Source organism: Prevotella denticola (assembly GCF_900454835.1).
Lineage (GTDB): Bacteria > Bacteroidota > Bacteroidia > Bacteroidales > Bacteroidaceae > Prevotella > Prevotella denticola.
On sequence record NZ_UGTM01000001.1, the window covers coordinates 144,646 to 164,288 of the forward strand.

Genomic DNA, 19,643 nt, shown 5'->3' on the forward strand with positions numbered 1-19,643 from the left:
ACCGGCTGCATCATGCAGTCAGTTCCCCAGTGTAAGGAGAATCTATGAACAGGCTGCGGACCTACTCGCCGTAACCGGGATTCTGCTGTGCCTTGAGTGTCGGATTGGCATCCGTCTCATAACTTGGGATAGCCGGCAGCGACTTGTAGTAATCACGGTTGTAGCTCCGGGCCTCTTCTGTCAGGACATCATGCCATCCCCGGTGGCCGTCATCCGTGTAGCGGGTGATGGTCTCGTTGTTGCGGACGGCATCGAAGAAACGCTGTCCCTCGCCCACGAGTTCCTTGCGGCGTTCCAGTGAGATGCGCGCTGCCGTGATGTCGGCAGCCGTAACCAGGCGTGAGGTATCTGTCGTGCGGTTCTTGATGACATCGTTCAGATACTGTGCGGCCTTTGCCTTGTCGCCCGACTTGAAGGCGGCCTCGGCCGCCGTGAGGTAAACCTCTGAGAGACGGAGCATCGGGACATTGGCATAACGCGGGTCACCGCCTACACGCGGCATCTTGTTCAGATAGACCTTCGCTCCGCCGAACACCTTGTCGCCCTCATCCGTCGTTGCCTTCTGGAAGACATCGGCACGGATGTCGGCCGGATCCTGCGCCAGCAGGTCGACGAAGTTCTTCGTGGCGCATACATCGCTGTAGCCGACGCCGTTGTCGCCGCTCTCGGCGTAGAGGTAGGCGATGCCCTCACGGTCGTTCCAGTCCTTGGTGTTGGTGACGGACAGTTCGAAAAGCATCTCGTTGAAGTGAGCGCTGTTGTCCTTGCCCCATGCAGCGACATACTGGTCGCGGGTCCAGAGCTGCTTGCCGGAGTTGCTGATGACATCCTCCGCCGTCGAGAGAGCATCTGCCCAGTCGCCTTTCGTCAGATAGACACGGGCGAGCAGTGCCTTTGCAGCATTGAGGTTGATGTACCCGACATTCTCCTTGGAAGAGGTCGTCGTCAATGCACCGGAGCTGATGGCTTCCTTGAGGTCCTTGATGACCTGTGCATAACATTCGGCAACGGTGTTGCGGCCGGGCTTTTCATTGCTGTCAAGCACCTTGGTCACCAATGGCACGCCCAGCGATGCGCCGTTGTCCTCGGTATAGGTCTTGCCGTAGATGCGGGTGAGGTCGAAGGTGGCCATGGCACGCAGCACCAGAGCCTCGGCACGGTACTGTGCGATGGCTGCTGCCGCCTCTGTCTTGTCGGACAGCTTGCCGCCGTCGGCCGCCTCGATGATGCGGTTCGCACTGCCGATGACCTTGTAAGGCGACTGCCAGATGGCCGTTGACTGTCTGAAGCTGCTTGCCGAGGTGTACTCCATCTTGTAGTAGAACTCGGCACGGTTGCTGCCGAAGTTCTGGTTATACTGCAGATCCTCGCCGTGCATCTCGCCGTAAAGGAACATCTGCGCACCATAGTAGTCGGTGAAATTCGATGACCCCTTCAACGCCTGGTACATACCTGTCCGGGCGGTCTCGAGGTCTGAACTGTTCTTGAGTGCCTTGCCGGCATCTACTCCGTCGGAAGGCTGCTGGTCGAAGAAGTCGTCTCCGCAGGATGCAAGGCCGAAAGCTACTGTGGCAGCCAGCATCCATGTATATATGTTCTTATAAGTTCTTTTCATAAGTAATCATCATCTGTTAAACAATTAGAAACCCAGTTCCAGACCGAAGGTGAAGGTGCGGAGGGCAGGTGTCTGGAATGTGCATACGCCGTCGACACGCATCTCCGGATCGACCGTGAGGTCTTTCGACTTCCATGTAAGGAGGTTGCTTGCGGCGAAGTAGAAGCGGGCCTTGCTCAGACCGAAGCGTGATACCCAGTTGCCGGGAGCGGTGAGACCCAGCGTCAGGCTCTTCAGACGGAGATAGTCTGTCGGCATCAGCCAGCGCGAAGAGTTCTCGCTTGTGTTTCCGTATTGGAATACAGGCTGCGAGGCACTGGTATCGCCGGGACCCTTCCACGTCTTGTTGATGTCATAGTAGGCAGGGACGGCACCGCGGAAGAGGTAGGATCCGTTGTCGTGCTGCCATGTTGCACCGTCGTAGGCCTTGCCGCCGAGAGAGAAGGTGAAGTTCAGACCGAAGTCGACGAACTTCCAGGTAAGGTTGTTGCTCAGGCCTCCTTCGAGGGAGGTCTCGTGGTTGCCGATGATGACCTTGTGGGCCTTGCTGGGGTCGGTGGTCGTCTTGCGGGCATCGGCAGTTCCGTCATTGAGATAGAACGATTCCTTGCCTGTCGCCGGGTCGACACCTGCATACTCGTAGCCGTAGAAACTGTAGTAAGGCTCGCCGACCTTGTGGATGCGGACACCGCTGATGATCTGGTCTTGGTCGCCGTAGATCTTCGTCAGCTTGTTGTGGTTGTGTCCGAAGTTCAGAGAGGTTGTCCATGAGAAGTCCTTGGTCTGGATGTTGTTGCTCGTGATGGTCACCTCGTAACCGTTGTTGCGCAGCGAACCGACATTTTTCGGAGAAGTCGGCAGGTAAGGACTGTCACCGCTGAAGTAGCCCGGCACGGCTGAAACCGGCAGGTCATAGATCAGGTCGGAGGTGCTACGTACATAGTAATCGAACGTCACGGAGATGCGGTCGAGGAAGGTAAGGTCGAGACCGACATTGAATGCACGGTTCTTCTCCCACTTCAGGTCGGGGTTGCCGATGCCGACGATGGCCATGCCCGACTTCCCGTTGTAGTAGCGTCCGAACTTGTAGAGGTTCATGTAGTCGTAATAGTTGCTCGGCAGCGTACCGTTCACACCGTAGCTGACACGCAGCTTGCCGTCGCTGAGGACGTGCTTCACCGGTTCCATGAACTTCTCTGCACCGAAACGCCATGCGGCTGATACCGACCAGAAGTCGCCCCAGCGGTTCGCCTTTGCCAGACGGCTGCTGCCGTCACGGCGGTAGCTTACGCCGGCATAGTACCTGTTGTCGTAGTTGTAGTTGACACGGCCCAGCCAGCTGGCAAGCGTGTATCCGCTCTTGTTGCTCTCGGCACTGGTCGTACCGGCATTGCCGAACTCATAGAGGTCGCCGGGATAATCGGTACCGTTGATGTAGTTGTACCTGTAAGTGTATTTTTCCGTCTCATAACCCAGAAGCGCATCCACGTTGTGCAGACCGAAGCTCTTTACGTATGACAGCTGTGTCTGGCCGTTGAGCTGGCTGAGGTCGCTTACCACCCGCTGCATCACCGCACCCGGCGCACCGTCGTTGGAGTAACGGTCCCAGAGGATGTTCTCCGTGTTGGAGGTATAGTCGTAGGTGACCTTCTCGCTCAAGTGAAGCGCGTCCCAGATGTTCCAGTCGAGCCTGAGCGAATTGAGCGTACGCTTGATGTCGCTCTTGTCGCTCGAGTGTTCGTACTCGTAGAGCGGATTGATTTTGACGACGCTCTTCGTCTGTGCGCCTGATGCCAGGCTGCCGTCAGGAAGATAGGCAATGCTGGACGGTGACTGGAAGAAGGCATAGTTGGCGATTGAGCTTGTAAAGCTCGTGCCTTCATTGGCAAGCTGCTGGTTCATCTTCGTGAACAAGGCGGAGTAGTTCAAGGTGAAGTGTCCGAACCTGTGGGTCAGGTTGGCATTGCCCGTGAAACGCTCCAGTGCCTGGTTGGCGGTGATACCCGTCTGCTTCATGTAGGACAGAGAGGTGTAGAACTGCGTGTTCTCGCTGCCGCCGCTGAGGCTTACCTGATAGTTCTGATGATGTCCCGTTTTGAAAAGAAGGTCTTTCCAGTCGGTCCACTCCTGGATGGGATTGCCGCTTTCGTCATAGCCTACAGTAGGCTTGGCAGCATAGTTCTCGATGTTCTTCTTTGCAAAGGCTTCCGCATCGGCTTCACTCATGCCTTTCTTGTAGAGTGCGAAGTTCTTGAGCCCGAGGGACAACAGCGCACGACGGTCGTCACCGCCCAGCATGGGACGATAGTCGATGGCAAGGTTGGAGAACCCCCAGTCGCTGCGGAAGTCGACATGGGTCTTGCCCTTCTTGCCGCTCTTCGTCGTGATGACGATCACGCCGTTGGCGGCACGCGAACCGTACAGTGAAGCGGCAGCGGCATCCTTGATGACGGTAATCGACTCGATGTCATTGCTGTTCAGCGTTGCCAGCGCACTTGTTCCCGACTCGTTATAACTTGACTGTGCAGCACTGAGGTCGCCGGAAATCACCGGTGTACCATCGATGACATACAACGGATTGTTGCCCGCATTGATGGAACCCATACCGCGGACACGGATGCTGCCGACGGAACCTGGAGCACCGGACGAACTCGTCACCGTAACGCCAGGAATGGAACCGGCCAGCTTGTCCTGGACGGATGTTACCGGCACATCGGCCAGCTTGCCGGGGTCGATGCTGGCTGCCGCACCCGTAAAACTTGATTTTTTGAAGTTACCGTATCCTGTCACAATCACCTCGTCGAGTGAACCGGCATCTGCTTTCATCACGACACGCATGCCGTTCTTCACCGGAACAATCTGGGTCTTCAGACCTACATACTGGAAACGTAACTGACTTTTCCCTTCAGGTACAGACAGATGGAAATTACCATCAATGTCTGTAACAGTTCCCATCTGTGTCCCGACAACCAGGACGGATGCGCCTACCACAGGCTCACCGTCATCAGCCGAAACAACAGTTCCTGAAATCTCTGTCTGCGCCAATGCAACACCTATGCAAAGGAACAGACCTGCTAAAACCATTGACAACCTTTTCGCCATAAAAAAACAAAATTATTAATGTAAAATTCTCTATAAAAACCGGTGCAAAGGTATGAATATTTATTTAATGTGCCAAAGAATGTTTAAATAAATTGAAGATTTATCTATGTTAATGGTTACGGATTATAATTTTGCTTTTGCATAACATAACACTGTAAAAGCATAAAAATTGTATAAACACATTGTTTCTTCACACCTTGACAATGGGGTAGGGAAGTATAGTAGAGTGCGTTACAGCACATTGTCTGTCAACGGATAAGACAGCTGACCGGCAGTCAGTAATATTGGACGACAATGAATACCAATGCTGCGGATAGGACAGATGGAGCAAAGAAAGGTGTGCGGGAAATCCGTCCAGGCTGTTTCCCGAAGACATCATCGGCGTGTGTCGGGAATTCCCGGCGGTTGGTACCCCTGTTCTCGATGCCTGGGATGCGTGTTCCCGAAGGCTGGAACTCCTGTTCCCGGCCGGTAGGGACTCTCTTTCCTGTATGGCTTTTCCTTCATGACCAGATAAAAGAGACATCTGCAAAAATCAGTTTGCCCAAAACCGTGTATTTGATTATCAATAAGTTACAACTTCCGATAGTCTCATGTAATAGCGTTCTGCAGGGGCTTCTGAGGATAGATAGCGGAAGCAAGTGAGCAGTGCCATCCGCATTCCGTCAGACTTTCCCCCTTGGAGGAATCGGGAAGAGGGACTCATACAAAATTCTCCCCCCTCTTCATCTGTATCTCATTGACGTATTTCCTCACCAGTGCCGAGGAGTCTTCTTTCTTGCAGATAAACAGCACATTGTCTTTCTCGGCCACGATGTAGCCGTCCAGCCCGTTGATGACGGCCAGTCTGCCTTCGGGCATCTTCACGATGTTGTTGGTCGCATTTTCAAGGATGACGTCCGAGTTGATAATGACATTGTCGCCTTCACGTCTGCTCATGGCCTCGTAGAGACCGTGCCAGGTACCAAGGTCCGCCCATCCGAAATCACATTTCATCACATAGACGTTGTCCGACTTCTCCAGCACGGCATAGTCTAACGACATATTCGGATAGAGGGAGAAGTTCTCCTGCATGAAGGCGTCTTCCGCTTCTATGGTGGCCATTTCTTCTGTGCGTTCTTCCGTGTGCAGGAGGGAAGGGAGAATCCTGGAAAGGGATTGCTGTAGATGGCGGGCGTTGGAGAGGAACAGCCCCGTGTTCCAGTACCACTCCTTGCTCTCCATAAACATCCGGGCAAAATCCCTGTCGGGCTTCTCGGTAAACGCCTGTACCTTGTAAATATCGCCCGTACCCGTATATGCACCCTTCTGTATGTAGCCGTAGCCGGGTTCGGGACGGGTCGGACTGATGCCCATCGTGAGGAGTGCGTCATTGGTCTCGACGAATTGCAGTCCTTCTGCAATATTCCGCCGAAAGTTCTCCTCATTGACAATGTGCTGGTCGGAGGGTGAAATGATGAGGTTGGCCTTGGGATTGGACATCATGATACGGTGTGCAGCCCATGCCACGCTGGGGGCGGTGTTCCGGTGTATCGGTTCGGCCATGATATGGGCCATGGGAATCTCCGGCAGTTGCTTGCGGACGATGTCAAGGTATCTGCGGCTGGTATTGATGTAGATGTTCTCCCTGGGAAGAATGCGGACAAAGCGGTCGAAGGTCTGCTGGAGCTGCGTCCTGCCCGAACCGAAAAAGTCGATGAACTGCTTTGGAAACCTGTCCCTGCTGCACGGCCAGAGCCTTCTGCCCTTGCCGCCTGCAAGAATCACGCAATAGTTGTTCTGTTTCGTAGTCATTATTTTATCTAAGCTAACCAGTTTCTGTCCCCCAAAGATACCTTATATATGTTATACCTCCAAATCTTTTCTGTTTAAATACCAAAAATCATGACGAATCATTCCGTGCCTGATATTTTGTCTGATAAAAATTTGCCGCATTCAGATTTTCTCCCTAACTTTGCACCTGTTGCTCTGACGACAAAATCATGCCCAGATGGCGGAATAGGTAGACGCGCTGGTCTCAAACACCAGTGGAGCAATCCATCCCGGTTCGAGCCCGGGTCTGGGTACGAGGTAAAAAGCTAAGTAGTTTATTATTAAACACTTAGCTTTTTCTTGTTTTATAAATGTTCCCAAATTGTTCCCGTTAAGCTAGGAATTAGTTATTATATCTACTAACTATCCACGTCTGATTCCTAGGATCATATTTAACCATATCTCTATAGACTGGTAATAAATGAAGCGCAGAATCAATTTGTGGTGCTTCTATCATATAAATATTTCCTCTTTTTTGAAAAGTTATAGGGTAATTCCGTATAACGAGACCTAACTGTATTCTATAGTGCTCTTTTAGATTTTCAATGTTGATATTTTTTTTCTCTAAAGAGTCTTTTTCCATCTCTAATTGATGATATGTAACAGGTTTACCATTTACCGTCCTATATGTAATAAAAGAATTAGAATCGGGTTCTATAAATTGTTCAAAAAGAGAATCCCTATACTCTAGCAAGTTCAATTTGGACTCCAACGTATCATTTCTATCGAATAATAGCATATTAGCTATAAGTGAACTTGTAAAAACAACAATAAGAAACATCCAAAGATTTGCCAATCCTCGTTTCGACTTCTCGTGAATCTCGATTCTTTGATTCAACTTATCTATTGTTTCTGTTATATTTCTATCATCCATCAAGGACTTTGCTTCTAACTCCTCATAAAGTTCCGAAACTATTTCCTTAAGTGTTTGCTCTTGGATTTTCTTCATAATAGATTTTATTGTATCTTTTTAAGAAACTTCAGATTATTTATTTGGGCTTTGAGTTCAAGTCTCTCCTGTTTTAACCTGTCTATTTCAGACCTATAATTTGCCTCTTTATCAACCCATTTTTCCCATTGTTCTTTATCTATCTGTAGTTGGTTTCGAGTCATCTTAGTTTCCTGAAAATAACATCCTCCCTTAAAGCCAACACATAAAATAGCTACAATTATTACCAGTTTCCCCCACAGACTATCAAGGGCTACAAGCAACCTCTCAACCCGTGTCTCTTTGTCTTGGCTTTTTATTACTGGCATAAATAATACGTTTTTACTTTTTTGATGTGCCATATATACCATGTATTAATAGAATCCTATGTTATGTAATAGAACTCCATAAAATAATACATTTCGCATATTATAGACATAATAATGTTTAAACTATAACTCACATTTAAGCATTATAGCCCTCCTCAAAATCTTTTTTAAATTCATCTGGTATCGTTTCCAAGACATTTTCTTTATCCTGCTGTACCCCCATGACAAAACCATGATTTCTTACAATATCTTGTACAAACTCATTACAGTTTAGTCTATTTATAATATTACCAACGCCTGCTGATAAAGATAGCCTACCCATATTGTTTGGTAGAATTGCCCTATAAATTTGAATACGCCCTTCGCTCCCCCAAGCTCCTTGTTCCTCATTATGCTCCCATACTAATGATGTACTACCATCAGATTTAGCAAGAAACCCTATGAGTTTATAATATTCATGCTCATTGGCAAACTGTATTTGTCCATTTATTCCAAAAGATTTTTTATACATAGTTGTAAATTTTAATTAGTTCATTCTTTAATGCTGCAAATGATGTGCTAAGTGAAATATTCTGATCTAATCCTGTGTTTATAACGAAGATAAAGGACTCCTTGCGATAGTATTTATCTCCAACTGTTTTCAATGAAGTTTCAACAGTATCAGCCTTTGCTAAAAGGCAGGTTAGTTGATAATCTCGATTTATCTGCTGAGTCCTATTACTAGGATGTGCTAATGTATAATGCTGAGTAGCTGTCAGCTTAATCAAATTTTCTAAATAGTGAGCCAACTGCGGAAATTGTGATTTGGGGAAGATATGATGAACTTGTGTCGCTTCACCATTTCCATACTGATCATGTACTTCGCTATCTATCTGTATCTTGCGGAGTAGATTCATTGCTTTTTGAACATAATAAGCATTATATGCTTCTTGCTGTTCTATGTCTTGTTGTTGCTCTGCTTCTTGACGTGTAATAGACTTCTCTTTGTTTAAGTCTCGCCAATTCTTACGATTATACATTAAGTCAGAAAATGTAAAAGCATATTGGGACATACGCCCTTTCTCCGTACCATTGATTTGATTTTCTACAGCATAAACATTGAGAACTTTTGGGAAAATGCGATGGACTTCAACATTAGTGTTGATTGCAGTGCAACCAATGGTAAATTTATCATACCTATCCTTTAGTTCTTGAAAATCTGCTGCTGTAGCATTTCCTTGGAGGCACTTATTCTTATAAGTATCAAAATATTTCAAGAGTCCACTATCACTTAATACCTTGACAAGATAACAGTAAAGGAAATTAAAAGTATTACGCTCTCTTTGTGCAATGTAATCTAGAATATCCATATTAGCAACACTATAATAGTTCTTACCAGAGCGTTTTTCTATTTCCAAAACATGTGCATAAGCAAGCATTCTAAGAGGTTGTTGTATAAACTTATCATACTCGCTACGTGCTGTAGGGTTAGTTGGGAGAGGTTTATTAAAGATTGCTTTTGCATTCTTTATAAAATAACGTGCTTCCCAAATATCTAACACAGTAAACTCATGTGTAGTGTCCACAGCATTTATAATGCAATCTGCTATGAAACATACTACATCTGGAGTACACTTTTGATCCATGAAGCGAGCATCTCCAGACTTTCTAACATCTAAATCAAATTGATTCAGGTATGATGTTATTTGATCTCTCATAATATTTTATTTGAGTTTCCCGAAAAAGAAAACGGAATTATTATCAATGTTTAACGAACGAGTTCCTAAGTTCCTTGCTACAGCATAGAACTTTGTAAATTGCTCTGTAGAGTAAAACGAAAGGTCTTGTTTTGTAACCTTGTCATTCTTATCTATTAGCGTAAGTATAGCTACTGAGCCATCAGCGATACAGTCCTTTGGCAAAAAGCACGCACGAGGATTATAAGTTAAGTTTGGCAATAATACGCAATCGGTATGATTTAGGAATTTTCCAACGTCAAGACCGTCTATATCATCAATATAACTATCATAATCAGGAATGTTTACTATCTCATTATTTCCTATATTGCGTGATTTTAGCACTCTGATTTGTCCATGACTACTTGTAATCGCTTTTGTTATCACTCTATCCCTATATGCCTTAAAAACATCAAACTCTAATTTGTTGGCTACATTATCAAATTCTTGGTTTCTATAAATAATCCAACAAGGAAAATTATCGTCAGTAAGATAGGCTTGCTTTTGCACATCTATTCGCTCTGTAATATAAGATTCCACTATTGTATTTTCTGGTTTCTTAGCTGTTTCAAGTACAAACGCAATAGTTTCTATCTTAACATTTTTGAATCCCTTTTCTCCAAAATCTATGATGTGGGAAATCTTCTTTTTAGCCATCAATAAGCGCGTCTTATTAAATTCTGGAGCATTAATCAAACTTTTGGGAACAATAAGTGCAACGACACTACCTAATAACATCGCTTTCTCTATAAAGAAAGCAAAAATATTGTTTGTATCAGTATTGTAAATGTCTGATTTGTATGATGCAAGCAAGTTTTTCTCTTTAGTTAGCTTTTTGTAAGGAGGATTACCTACTACAACATCATATTTTTTGCTGAAAATGTGCAACAGAAAATCTGCACATATATAGTTGATATGTACATTCTCAGGAATAGTCACGTGGTTTAGTAAGTTTTGCAGGGTCTCAATGCTTCTATTATCTATATCGACAACGTCTATGTTTACAGATGGTAAATCTTCATACTTTTTTATCAACATAGGGATAAAGTTACCGACCCCTACGGATGGCTCCAAAATATTTAATTCGGCAGCTCCCTTAAAATCTGGCAAGTTTTTTACGACTGAAAAACATATATCCTGTCGAGTATAATAAGCTGCGTTGTCGTCTCTATTGGCATTGGCTAATTCTGCTATTTTTGACAGCTCAAAAAACTTCTTTCCTGTAGATTTCTTTATAAAATCTACAAGATTTTTTTGTTCAGCCAATTTACGTTGTTCAATAAGTTTCTTTATATCCTGTTCTGCAATAACTGGAGCACACAAAACTCTACGAATTTTATGTGCAATCTGCCTAAATATTACAGTAGGAACAGCTTCTCCCAAATTCTGGCGGATATTCATTTCCTCTTTCTTGAGAAAGGCTTCCTTTTCTTTTATAGATAGAGTGTTTAGAGTATCAAAGGGTATATCAGACCATTGGAAAGAATGAGGGACGGACATCATTAGCATGACTTCTCTAATACTGAACACACGATTGTCAACAGGGTGTACAGTATTCTGACTAGCCATTATATCGTTGCGTGTGTGAATACATGGCGCAACTTTATCCCAACATTGCCGAGTATATTTATCTCCGTTCTTACGTGCGTTATAAACTACTACGCCATTCTTTATAGTGTGAGGTATTCTATTTATATCTGTATTGTCAAATGCAGATTGTCCCTCTTTTATTTCTGAAATCCATGCCTCCATCTTAGGGGCATACTTTCTGAAATTATGATATATATCAGTGGGGGAGATTTCTCCCATTGTTTTTAGCGAAGGTAATTCACCTATAACGTCACGGAGTGTTTTCTCTGGTTGCTTATCTGGGAAAACATCATAAGGAGTAATTTCTCTAATGTCCTTTCTTACTCCTATGACGAGTGTTCTAGTCCTACTAGACGGATTACCATAATCCTTGAAATTAACAACCTTATACAATATATTATATGAACCTCCGAGATTAAGCTCTATGGCACTACGAATAGTCTTATCTTCCCCATCTATATCAGTACAAATTGAAGTTAAGAATGCTCTTACATTTTCAAAAATAAAAAACTTAGGCTGTATTTGCTTAGTCATTTTTATAGACTCCACAACAAGCGAATTACGTTTCAATTCATCTTTCTTCTTGTGGTTAGCTACAGACATTCCCTGACATGGAGGAGTCGCAACAAGCACATCCAAATCTTTTACATTGAAATTCTTTTGCCATAATCTTAATTCAGAGAACACTTTGTCTTGTGTTGCTTGCTCAGTCATATCACCGCAAATATAGCCACTATCATAAGCACATTTTTGATTGTACTTTTGAATCTTTAATCTTCGCTCTAACAATTCTACTGTTGCAAGACAGTAAAAATTTTCTTCTTTGAACCCGTAGCAACCTATACCAGCACTACTGAATAAGCTGATATATGTGTGTAGTCCATACGGAGAACGGCTTTCCTCAACAATAGATTGAGGCAATTCTATTTCTTTATAAGTCTTCTTTGGCATCACTTTGCATGCTTTAATTCATTCCTCACTAATGACAACACATCTGAAGCAACAGATTTATCAGTTGCTATCACATCTGAGACCTTGTCTGCTAGCCACAAAGTCAATAGGTCTTCATGAGCTACATGAAACAAATTTGATAATATCACAATTTGTTCTTTTTTGGCTTTCCTCTCTCCTCGTTCTATTTTACAATAGGTAGCCGTATCAATATCAAGTGCCGCAGCTAAACGACGTTGCGGCATTTGATTTATTGTACGTAATTCTTTTATTCGTTCGGAAAACAACATATTAACTATTTTTGTCTTGACATTATTTGGCAAAGTTACGAATTTTACACGAGAGTAACAATTTTACTTATATTTTTATTCCTCTCTTTCTTGCTTTTTCCTTATATACCAATTCCGCTTTCTCTCTCCATTGCTCATATTTCATTTTAAACCAATCTACTACTGGCAAATCATCAATGAACAACTGCCATTTGTTCTTTTGCTCTGGACGAACTACATTCTTGATGTACGCAACAGATTGCTCTGTGTCAAACTTGCGATTGTGTTGCTTAGAGTAAAGTGAACCACTAAAACTAACCTTTTTGAAGCAAGCGATTGCCTTTATTAAGTTAGGAACAAAGCCCATTTGCAAGCATTCACGCACGATAGCCTTAATATCAGCAAAATAAGGAATAAGTTCCTCCAACTTACTTTCTTTTTTCTGCTTGTTGATTACATAACGTGTATGCTCACTTTTCACCAGCTCCAACTGTTGCTTGTGCAGTATATCTGCAGTAGTGATTTGAGTACACAAAGCATTTATACTCTGTTGAAGCTCAAGTTTATCGACTTTAAGTTGCTTGTTCTCTTCCTCCAAACGTTTAACCTTATTGCTCCCGAAAAGAGAAGATATACTATCCGTAATCGCTGTTGTGGCAGTTACTGCAGAACTTTTCAGTTTCTCTACTTTTATTCCTTGTTTCACCTCTTTAAGTTCTGATTCTAGCTGTTCTTTGCTTGATTCAAGTGTATGTAGTTCACTTTGTAGGTTTTCGGTTGCACCAATGAGTGATTTGTAATATTCAGAAGTCGAGATATGTTTAGCTTCAGATCCATCAATACCACGATGTAACCCATACTTGTTCATGAGTTGTGCATAGCTATCTTGATAAGTTTTTAACTTGTTCCGTGCCATGACATCATCAGCACACAACCGAGTTGTACCAGCTTTCTTCTTTCGGTACTTACGTTTACCATTCTCTTCCTCTTTTTGGGCTTTCCTCCGTTCACAGGTAACAATAGGTACAATCGTAGCATGTATATGTGGTGTATGCTCGTCCATGTGCAGAACAGCCGACACAACGTTTTCTTTGCCGTAGGTTTCTTGTAACCATTGAATGTTATCTTGACACCAGTTACCAAGTTGTCCACTTTCTTCTACCTGCTTCATTTTCTCGTGCGTTCCTGTGAGCAATACCCGGATTGCTCGTACTTGATTCTTACCAATCTTGCGAGTGATACCAGCCGTATTGATGCGATGGCTTATTGCTTCACTTCGGGAGTGGATTCCATCGGGGAACTCAATGAGTTCTTTGTTTAAGTGAGTGCGACTTTCATCTGCATTCTTAGGATGAATGGTGCGTTCGATATGAGCAGACATACCCGTGTCGGCTCCTTTTGCTTTCTCTAAATGTAATACTGCGTATCCCATAGTCCTCTTACATTATTTGTTTTTACGTTTAGGTTGGTGATTCTCTTCGGGGTTTCAAAAGGGGATTCTCCTTTGCTCATTGGGCATTTTTAGCAGAGGAGTGTAACGGCTGCGTAAAGAAAATGCCCTAATGAGCTATGGTATTTCGCTTTGTGAAATATCCATAGGGGAGCAAGCGATGATTTATAGCCCCCTTCCTTTTCCCTTTTGTTGTTGAATGATGATAGGTTTATCACAAAGTAGGTCGTTAATATCCTTATATTTTGAGTAAGCTCGTGCGCCATTTTTTACCTTATTCCCTAACTCTTTTGAGAGTTCTGCATAAGCATCCCAGCCTGCTCTATCGTTGTCGAAAAGACAAACGAGGTTTTCATAGGACATTAAAAGGCTCTTTGCCTTTTGCAAGTTGGTGATGGAGTTAAGGATGATATAATCCGAAGCTCCCACTGACTTGTCATCACTAAGGGTTAAGATACCCTTGCTTTGCTTTTGCAAGGTCATATAAGATAGATAATCCATAAATCCCTCAAATATCAGACAGCTATTGGCTTGGTCTTTCAATTTGATAATCGTAAATGATTTAGGTGCTATGCAGCCTTTGAAGAATGAGTTGCGCAGTTCGTAGCCACCAATCTTGTTAGCAAAGCCTATAGCAAAGTAGGTTTTATCCTTATAGGTAAAATGTAGTTCTACACATTCCTTTTGAGCTATCGCAATATCCACTTTGCGCTCCGCGAGGTAATGAAGTAAGGCAGGGTGAGATAGTTCGCAGACTTCTATGTTCTTAAAAGCAGGTTCTTCTGGAGTAGTAATCCTTGTAGGTTGGTAGGAGTGATAGTTCATAGTGGATATGCCTGGAGCTGACTTTTCTATTTGTGCAAGCAGATAGGAAATATCTCTTGAATGATATAACTCTTCTGCAAGTGCGATGATACTACCACCTTTGCCAAGTCCGAAGTCATACCAAAGGTTGAGCTTTGTGTTAACCTTGAATGATGCCTGTGTTTCGTTTCTAAATGGCGATTTATAATATAACTTTTCGCCACTAATTTTGATAGGTGTATGCCCTATACTTTGCAGAAAGTCCTGCAATTTGATATGTTTTGCTGTTTCAATGTTCATAATTGTACGGCTTAGATGTTGTTAGAAAATTGATGATTTGATGAGTTTACTTGTAAGTGCTTGATAATGAATGTTTATATTATACATCAACTCTTCATCAAAAAAATAATCTAAAGGGGAAGTGATGCTTGTGCAACTATTTCCTTATATCTTTACTTCGTTATTTCACGGTTTCATCTTATCACTATTTACCAGATAAGATATTTTTTCTTGGGGAGCAAGTTGTACTTTTATGCGGACAAAAGTGCTGCCTACTTCACGAAGTAGGATTATCGCGACTTCACTTGTTCGGGATTTACTGCTGACCAAAAGAGAAACCATGTATATACATGATAATTTCTCTTTTGGATAGCAATAACCTCTTCATCAATGATTTATTTATGATGTCTTTTTGATGAGTATTTATTTCCCTTATGTTCAGTGAGTTATATTCTCTTTTCATCAATTCATCAAAATAATAAGGGTTATAACGCTAAAAGTTGTTCGAGGGTGACCGTATAGTACCTTCCCATGCGCCTGACATCAGAATAATAGTTGGGGCGGTTGTAATCTATCTGGTAAGTGGTATAGCAAAGCGTATTACTTGCTGGTTGTAGCTTCCAAATATCCTGTACTACTTTACGCACTTGCCCTTTTTCGGCTTTCACCTGTGTGAAGTTGAGTAGTGAAACAATATCATTCAGACAGAAGGAATATTCCTTGATATTCATCTGTTGCATAATATCAATGGCAAGTTCAGCCATCTCAATTTCCAACTTATTGCGATTGCTGCAGATGATACGTTTAAGAGCTGGCGTTTCTGTAAGTTTAGGATTAAACCACATACGGCTTTCCTCTTGGGTACTTAGTGTGCGATGCTGGAGAAAAAATAGAAAGGCAGGTATTTCATCTTTGAGCTTCTTGAGGAAATCTGTATCATCAGATTGCAGTTTTTCTATTTTTCTTACCCAATAGCGGGTTTCTCCCATATCTATGATAAGAGGGAGGTACTCGTTGTTGGAACAGAGCACAAACTTGGAAAAGAAGGCTATTTCAGAGCGGTCTTTTCCTTTGGCTTCCACCTTGTAGGTATGTGTGGTACTTAGATTCTTTAGTCGTTCACTGTCTTCCCTACGGTTAAGCAGTACTTCATCTACTACGATAATGAGCTTTCCTGTCCAGTCAGCATTGAACTGACTGCGAAAATCCTCATTCGTATTAAAGGTTACATTGTCCTTAAAGATGGCTTTAAGGAAGTTGAGGAAGGTACTTTTACCTGTGTTGCGCTCTTCTGATACCAACAGAAGGATAGGTAACTTCTGAATGGGCTTTAGATAGAGCAGCTGCATATAATCCATTCCTAACTCGTACTGTTCGCCAAATATATGCGACACAAGGGCTTCGATATGAGGGAATGTTCCTTCTTTTGGCTCATGGTCTATCGGCTCATAGAGATTGAGGAAGTTTGCAACAACAGGTTGATAGTTTACATGGTCTGGCAAGGTACAAAAACCATTGTACTTAGGCACACTTGCAATGAAGTCCTTACCGTGATCTTGGCGCAATGTTTCGTTGTTCCAAACGATACGCTTGCGCACAAAACCACCACCTAACTTGGGTTGGTCCACCAATTTATATAAGGTGGTACCAACTCGGATATATTCTTCCTTTTCCATAGTATTATATTTGTGAGGTTGCGTTACCTAAGATTTTCTGCACATCAGACATTCTGTATCTGACCTTGTTCCCTACCTTTATAGGCTTCAGATAGTTCTTCTTTCCCCAATGCCACAAAGTAGCATCACAAACTCCAAATAGCTGTTTTACCTTTTCCTTTGAAAGAAAGCGCTCCTTGCGTGATTCTTCAGCGATAGTTGTAAGTTCGTCTTTCGCGCGGTTAATAAGATCGTTGGAAAATGCCAACAAATCCTCACCTGACGCCTCTAATCGCACATGTGCGTTAGAGGCTTGAATGATAGATAAAATATCGGTCATATTTTTTAGACTCCACCAGCTTGTTTGACTTCCTGTTGTCGGTGGCTTGCAAACAAAAAGTCGCCACCTCGGTTGAGATGACGACTGCAAATTTATATCGAAAAATGATTGATTTTCAACGAATTGCAAAACGCTTAATTCGCTTAAATATTAAACGAATTAAACGAACTGTTATTAGGATAAAAAGGTCTTGAATTCATCTATTGAAGCACGGTCTTCTCCCTTATCCATCAACCTAATTCCTGTTTTCCCAATAGTCTCTGAAAGCTCTTTATAGGCATTTTGAACACCACGAAGTCCCACTAATTGAACGTTGTAATAGTCGGATAATACTCTATGAAATGGCGCAATATCACATTCGTTAAGTAAGCCCCGTTCTTCCAAAGCAATTTTGAGATAAACAATATCTTTCTCTTTTGGTTTGGTTAATATTCTATTCCTTATCTTAGAAAGTAGCTCTTCGTTTTCTTTTGGTTTCAGAAGTTCCTTCAGACTCCTTTCATCCTTTGGTCTGCCACGCTTCTTGTTGATAGCATTGTTACTGTTACCATCAGAAGTTTTCGCTTCCTCCAATGCAGATTCAACAACAGTATCTGTGGACAAGGAACGCTTATACAATCTAAATTCCTCCCAGTCCTCCTTAGTTCTTTCTCCAGAAGATATACTTTTATGAATAATGTATTTGACCAGCAACGACAAAATCCATCTATGAACTCTATTTGTTTTACTATTATGAATAAGGCTCTCCCCCTGCTCTACCATACACTCGTAGCTTCTGCCAAAATACAGCCACGCAAGCATTGCAGGAACGATAGATTGCCTATTAGTGTCATGAAATTCATGTACCAATCGTTCTGCAAGGGTTGAATTAGTAAGCATCTCTTCCAAGTCAGAAAAATCTTTCAGTGTATCATTGTACATTCTTTTCTTGACCTCATTCTTGTACTTCGGTACAATCTTTACAACTAACATAAAGACTTTCTGAAACCCAGCACTATCCTTACGGTTCATCTCTTCAACAAATGAACCATACTCTTTCGGATGTGTATCAAGCCACTCTTTTATAAGTTGTTTGAAATCTTCAAAACTTCCTTTCATAGCTCAATCAGTCTAAAAGTTTTACTAAATCTTTCTTCATTTCTTCGTCAATATCTCTATACCGTCTAAAGGCTTTACTTCCCTCTTTGTGTCCTGACAATGCGGAAACTAAATTCGGGTCTTTTACTTTCTTATAGATATTACCAATGAATGTGCGTCTTGCCAGATGGCTACTTGCCACCTCATACAATGGGCGTTTTACTTCGTCATGCGTCAAAGGGTCTAAGATTGTTACAATTCTATCTACACCAGCTTCCTGAAAAATACGCTTGATAGCCACATTATACTTTTGTTCTGATATATATGGGAATAATTTAGCACCTTTATAGTCCTTGTAGCGTGCCAATATTGTCTTGGCTTTGCTATTTAATGGCACTCTAACAGTAATAGGGTTACCTTCCCTTGTCTTTTTGGGAATATACTCAATAGCTTCATTCACGATGTTTCTTCTCGTCAACCTATATAAGTCACTCACCCTACAACCTATCAAGGTCTGAAAGATAAAGATGTCCCTCTGAATGGTAAGCTGTGGATGTGCGGATAGGTCTGCATCAAATATCTGATCACGCTCCTCTAATGTTATATAGTAGGGTGTACCATAAGTACATTCGTCCAATGGGAAATCATCGAAAGGACGATTTGTTGTTATCTTTCTATCATAACACCAAATAAAGAACGTTCTTATGCGAGAAAATCTATCTATCAAAGTGTTCTTACCTCTTGGTAATGGAACACGCTTCTCTGGAAACGCTTCATATAGCTTGGGATATTTCTCATAATAGATATGCTCATTTTCAAAGAAATCCCACATATCCCTTAAAGTGTTAGAGGTTACATCATCTACATCAAGAATAAAATCACGATGTCCACGCTTTACGGTCTTCACATACATTTCATACCGTGCCAGTGAACGCCTAATAACCTTAAAGTTCTTTACTCGTACTGCTGATAGTTTATGTTCTATCAGAAATTTATCAAAGAGTTCCAAGAGTTTTGGCTTATTTTCCTGCATCAACTCTTCTTCCGTTTTGTAACGATTAGGATGATGGTACTTGTTGATAATCATTGCCAGCCATTCACTATCTGCTTCTTCTGTATATTGCTCTGTAATTACTGACACAATATCTTGTATACTCTGCGCCAAATGTAATTTATTCTCTTCAGAAACCAGCGCAACACGGTCTTTGTACCCTTGCTTCTCACTACTCCAATGATTGGGATTAATTACAAGCTCACTTGCAGCCTTAATGTCTTTCTTTCCGTCACGCAAACGAAAATAGATAGTAGCCATACTATCCGTATCATTCTTTTTTGCGGTCTTTCGGATGAATGCAGTAACCTTCATAAATCAATGCTTTTAGTTCTGCTGCAAAGATACATAATTGTTCCCAAATTGTTCCCAATCATCCTAAATTTATTTTTATCACTTTCAACCAAACTAAATTCGTTATTACTTTATTGCATTGATTATTAGTTATTTATATTAAGTAATGAGATTTAATAGGATTAAATAAGATGTTCCCGTATTTAATATTTCAAATGCGGGTCTGGGTACCACAAATCCCTTGTAAATAGCTGATTTACAAGGGGTTTTTCTTTTTCAAGGCGTACTAAGAGTGTACTTTATGACAAAACAAAGAGAAAGGTGTACTTTTATGATTTTTCGTCTCTTAGTTTTATATTTAATTAACGACATAAAAACTTTA

Annotated in this window: 15 protein-coding genes and 1 tRNA gene; 1 reads left to right on the top strand and 15 read right to left on the bottom strand. The window is 42.4% G+C overall.

Annotated features, from left to right (window positions below):
* Nucleotides 1-61: 61 nt before the first annotated feature.
* From DYH27_RS00640 to DYH27_RS00650, 3 genes are all read right to left on the bottom strand, one after another.
* Nucleotides 62-1,615 (bottom strand): RagB/SusD family nutrient uptake outer membrane protein, encoded by a 1,554-nt coding sequence (locus DYH27_RS00640; protein WP_029216539.1) that lies wholly within the window; start codon nt 1,613-1,615, stop codon nt 62-64.
* A 24-nt stretch (nt 1,616-1,639) separates the two neighbouring features.
* Nucleotides 1,640-4,717: a SusC/RagA family TonB-linked outer membrane protein gene (locus tag DYH27_RS00645; RefSeq protein ID WP_029216538.1), complete on the bottom strand. Its 3,078-nt coding sequence runs from the start codon at nt 4,715-4,717 to the stop codon at nt 1,640-1,642.
* A 702-nt stretch (nt 4,718-5,419) separates the two neighbouring features.
* Nucleotides 5,420-6,511, bottom strand: a complete 1,092-nt coding sequence (locus DYH27_RS00650) for a mannose-1-phosphate guanylyltransferase (protein ID WP_025068109.1) — start codon at nt 6,509-6,511, stop codon at nt 5,420-5,422.
* A gap of 190 nt (nt 6,512-6,701) precedes the next feature.
* On the opposite strand from DYH27_RS00650, the gene DYH27_RS00655 reads away from it, so the two are divergent.
* Nucleotides 6,702-6,783, top strand: a tRNA-Leu gene (locus DYH27_RS00655).
* Between the two features lie 89 nt (nt 6,784-6,872).
* Here DYH27_RS00655 and DYH27_RS00660 read toward each other — a convergent pair.
* The 12 genes from DYH27_RS00660 to DYH27_RS00715 form a co-directional block, all read right to left on the bottom strand.
* Nucleotides 6,873-7,478, bottom strand: a complete 606-nt coding sequence (locus DYH27_RS00660) for a hypothetical protein (protein ID WP_029216537.1) — start codon at nt 7,476-7,478, stop codon at nt 6,873-6,875.
* An 8-nt stretch (nt 7,479-7,486) separates the two neighbouring features.
* The gene (locus tag DYH27_RS00665) at nt 7,487-7,819 is read right to left on the bottom strand and encodes a hypothetical protein (protein WP_147287448.1); all 333 of its coding nucleotides are present in this window, start codon (nt 7,817-7,819) and stop codon (nt 7,487-7,489) included.
* Between the two features lie 103 nt (nt 7,820-7,922).
* Nucleotides 7,923-8,297 carry a hypothetical protein gene (locus tag DYH27_RS00670; RefSeq protein ID WP_025068112.1) on the bottom strand — a complete coding sequence of 125 codons (375 nt, stop codon included), beginning with the start codon at nt 8,295-8,297 and terminating at the stop codon, nt 7,923-7,925.
* The gene (locus tag DYH27_RS00675; RefSeq protein WP_025068113.1) at nt 8,290-9,483 is read right to left on the bottom strand and encodes a hypothetical protein; all 1,194 of its coding nucleotides are present in this window, start codon (nt 9,481-9,483) and stop codon (nt 8,290-8,292) included. The genes DYH27_RS00670 and DYH27_RS00675 overlap by 8 nt, the downstream gene beginning before the upstream one ends.
* Before the next feature lie 6 nt (nt 9,484-9,489).
* The gene (locus DYH27_RS00680) at nt 9,490-12,042 is read right to left on the bottom strand and encodes a DNA cytosine methyltransferase (protein ID WP_029216535.1); all 2,553 of its coding nucleotides are present in this window, start codon (nt 12,040-12,042) and stop codon (nt 9,490-9,492) included.
* Nucleotides 12,042-12,332, bottom strand: coding sequence for a helix-turn-helix domain-containing protein (locus DYH27_RS00685; RefSeq protein ID WP_025068114.1), 291 nt, complete (start codon nt 12,330-12,332; stop codon nt 12,042-12,044). The genes DYH27_RS00680 and DYH27_RS00685 overlap by 1 nt, the downstream gene beginning before the upstream one ends.
* 67 nt (nt 12,333-12,399) lie before the next feature.
* Nucleotides 12,400-13,743 carry a MobV family relaxase gene (gene mobV / locus DYH27_RS00690; RefSeq protein ID WP_025068115.1) on the bottom strand — a complete coding sequence of 448 codons (1,344 nt, stop codon included), beginning with the start codon at nt 13,741-13,743 and terminating at the stop codon, nt 12,400-12,402.
* Nucleotides 13,744-13,926: 183 nt separating this feature from the next.
* A complete protein-coding gene (locus DYH27_RS00695) occupies nt 13,927-14,865 on the bottom strand; it encodes a toprim domain-containing protein (protein WP_025068116.1) in 939 nt (312 codons plus the stop codon).
* A 464-nt stretch (nt 14,866-15,329) separates the two neighbouring features.
* The gene (locus DYH27_RS00700) at nt 15,330-16,520 is read right to left on the bottom strand and encodes a primase-helicase family protein (protein ID WP_025068117.1); all 1,191 of its coding nucleotides are present in this window, start codon (nt 16,518-16,520) and stop codon (nt 15,330-15,332) included.
* 4 nt (nt 16,521-16,524) lie between these two features.
* Nucleotides 16,525-16,839, bottom strand: a complete 315-nt coding sequence (locus DYH27_RS00705) for a helix-turn-helix transcriptional regulator (RefSeq protein ID WP_025068118.1) — start codon at nt 16,837-16,839, stop codon at nt 16,525-16,527.
* A 174-nt stretch (nt 16,840-17,013) separates the two neighbouring features.
* Complete coding sequence (locus DYH27_RS00710) at nt 17,014-17,937, bottom strand: DUF6043 family protein (protein ID WP_025068119.1); 924 nt, start codon at nt 17,935-17,937, stop codon at nt 17,014-17,016.
* Between the two features lie 7 nt (nt 17,938-17,944).
* On the bottom strand, nt 17,945-19,282 hold the full coding sequence (locus DYH27_RS00715; protein WP_025068120.1) for a site-specific integrase: 1,338 nt from the start codon (nt 19,280-19,282) through the stop codon (nt 17,945-17,947).
* Between the last annotated feature and the right edge of the window lie 361 nt (nt 19,283-19,643).

What these genes read in the sequence shown, in the direction of transcription:
- DYH27_RS00695 (WP_025068116.1), bottom strand. Translation starts at nt 14,865, where the DNA reads ATGAACATTGAAACAGCAAAACATATCAAATTGCAGGACTTTCTGCAA.
- DYH27_RS00710 (WP_025068119.1), bottom strand. Translation starts at nt 17,937, where the DNA reads ATGAAAGGAAGTTTTGAAGATTTCAAACAACTTATAAAAGAGTGGCTT.
- DYH27_RS00685 (WP_025068114.1), bottom strand. Translation starts at nt 12,332, where the DNA reads ATGTTGTTTTCCGAACGAATAAAAGAATTACGTACAATAAATCAAATG.
- DYH27_RS00700 (WP_025068117.1), bottom strand. Translation starts at nt 16,520, where the DNA reads ATGGAAAAGGAAGAATATATCCGAGTTGGTACCACCTTATATAAATTG.
- DYH27_RS00665 (WP_147287448.1), bottom strand. Translation starts at nt 7,819, where the DNA reads ATGGCACATCAAAAAAGTAAAAACGTATTATTTATGCCAGTAATAAAA.
- DYH27_RS00650 (WP_025068109.1), bottom strand. Translation starts at nt 6,511, where the DNA reads ATGACTACGAAACAGAACAACTATTGCGTGATTCTTGCAGGCGGCAAG.
- DYH27_RS00670 (WP_025068112.1), bottom strand. Translation starts at nt 8,297, where the DNA reads ATGTATAAAAAATCTTTTGGAATAAATGGACAAATACAGTTTGCCAAT.
- mobV (WP_025068115.1), bottom strand. Translation starts at nt 13,743, where the DNA reads ATGGGATACGCAGTATTACATTTAGAGAAAGCAAAAGGAGCCGACACG.
- DYH27_RS00675 (WP_025068113.1), bottom strand. Translation starts at nt 9,483, where the DNA reads ATGAGAGATCAAATAACATCATACCTGAATCAATTTGATTTAGATGTT.
- DYH27_RS00640 (WP_029216539.1), bottom strand. Translation starts at nt 1,615, where the DNA reads ATGAAAAGAACTTATAAGAACATATATACATGGATGCTGGCTGCCACA.
- DYH27_RS00660 (WP_029216537.1), bottom strand. Translation starts at nt 7,478, where the DNA reads ATGAAGAAAATCCAAGAGCAAACACTTAAGGAAATAGTTTCGGAACTT.
- DYH27_RS00705 (WP_025068118.1), bottom strand. Translation starts at nt 16,839, where the DNA reads ATGACCGATATTTTATCTATCATTCAAGCCTCTAACGCACATGTGCGA.
- DYH27_RS00645 (WP_029216538.1), bottom strand. Translation starts at nt 4,717, where the DNA reads ATGGCGAAAAGGTTGTCAATGGTTTTAGCAGGTCTGTTCCTTTGCATA.
- DYH27_RS00715 (WP_025068120.1), bottom strand. Translation starts at nt 19,282, where the DNA reads ATGAAGGTTACTGCATTCATCCGAAAGACCGCAAAAAAGAATGATACG.
- DYH27_RS00680 (WP_029216535.1), bottom strand. Translation starts at nt 12,042, where the DNA reads ATGCCAAAGAAGACTTATAAAGAAATAGAATTGCCTCAATCTATTGTT.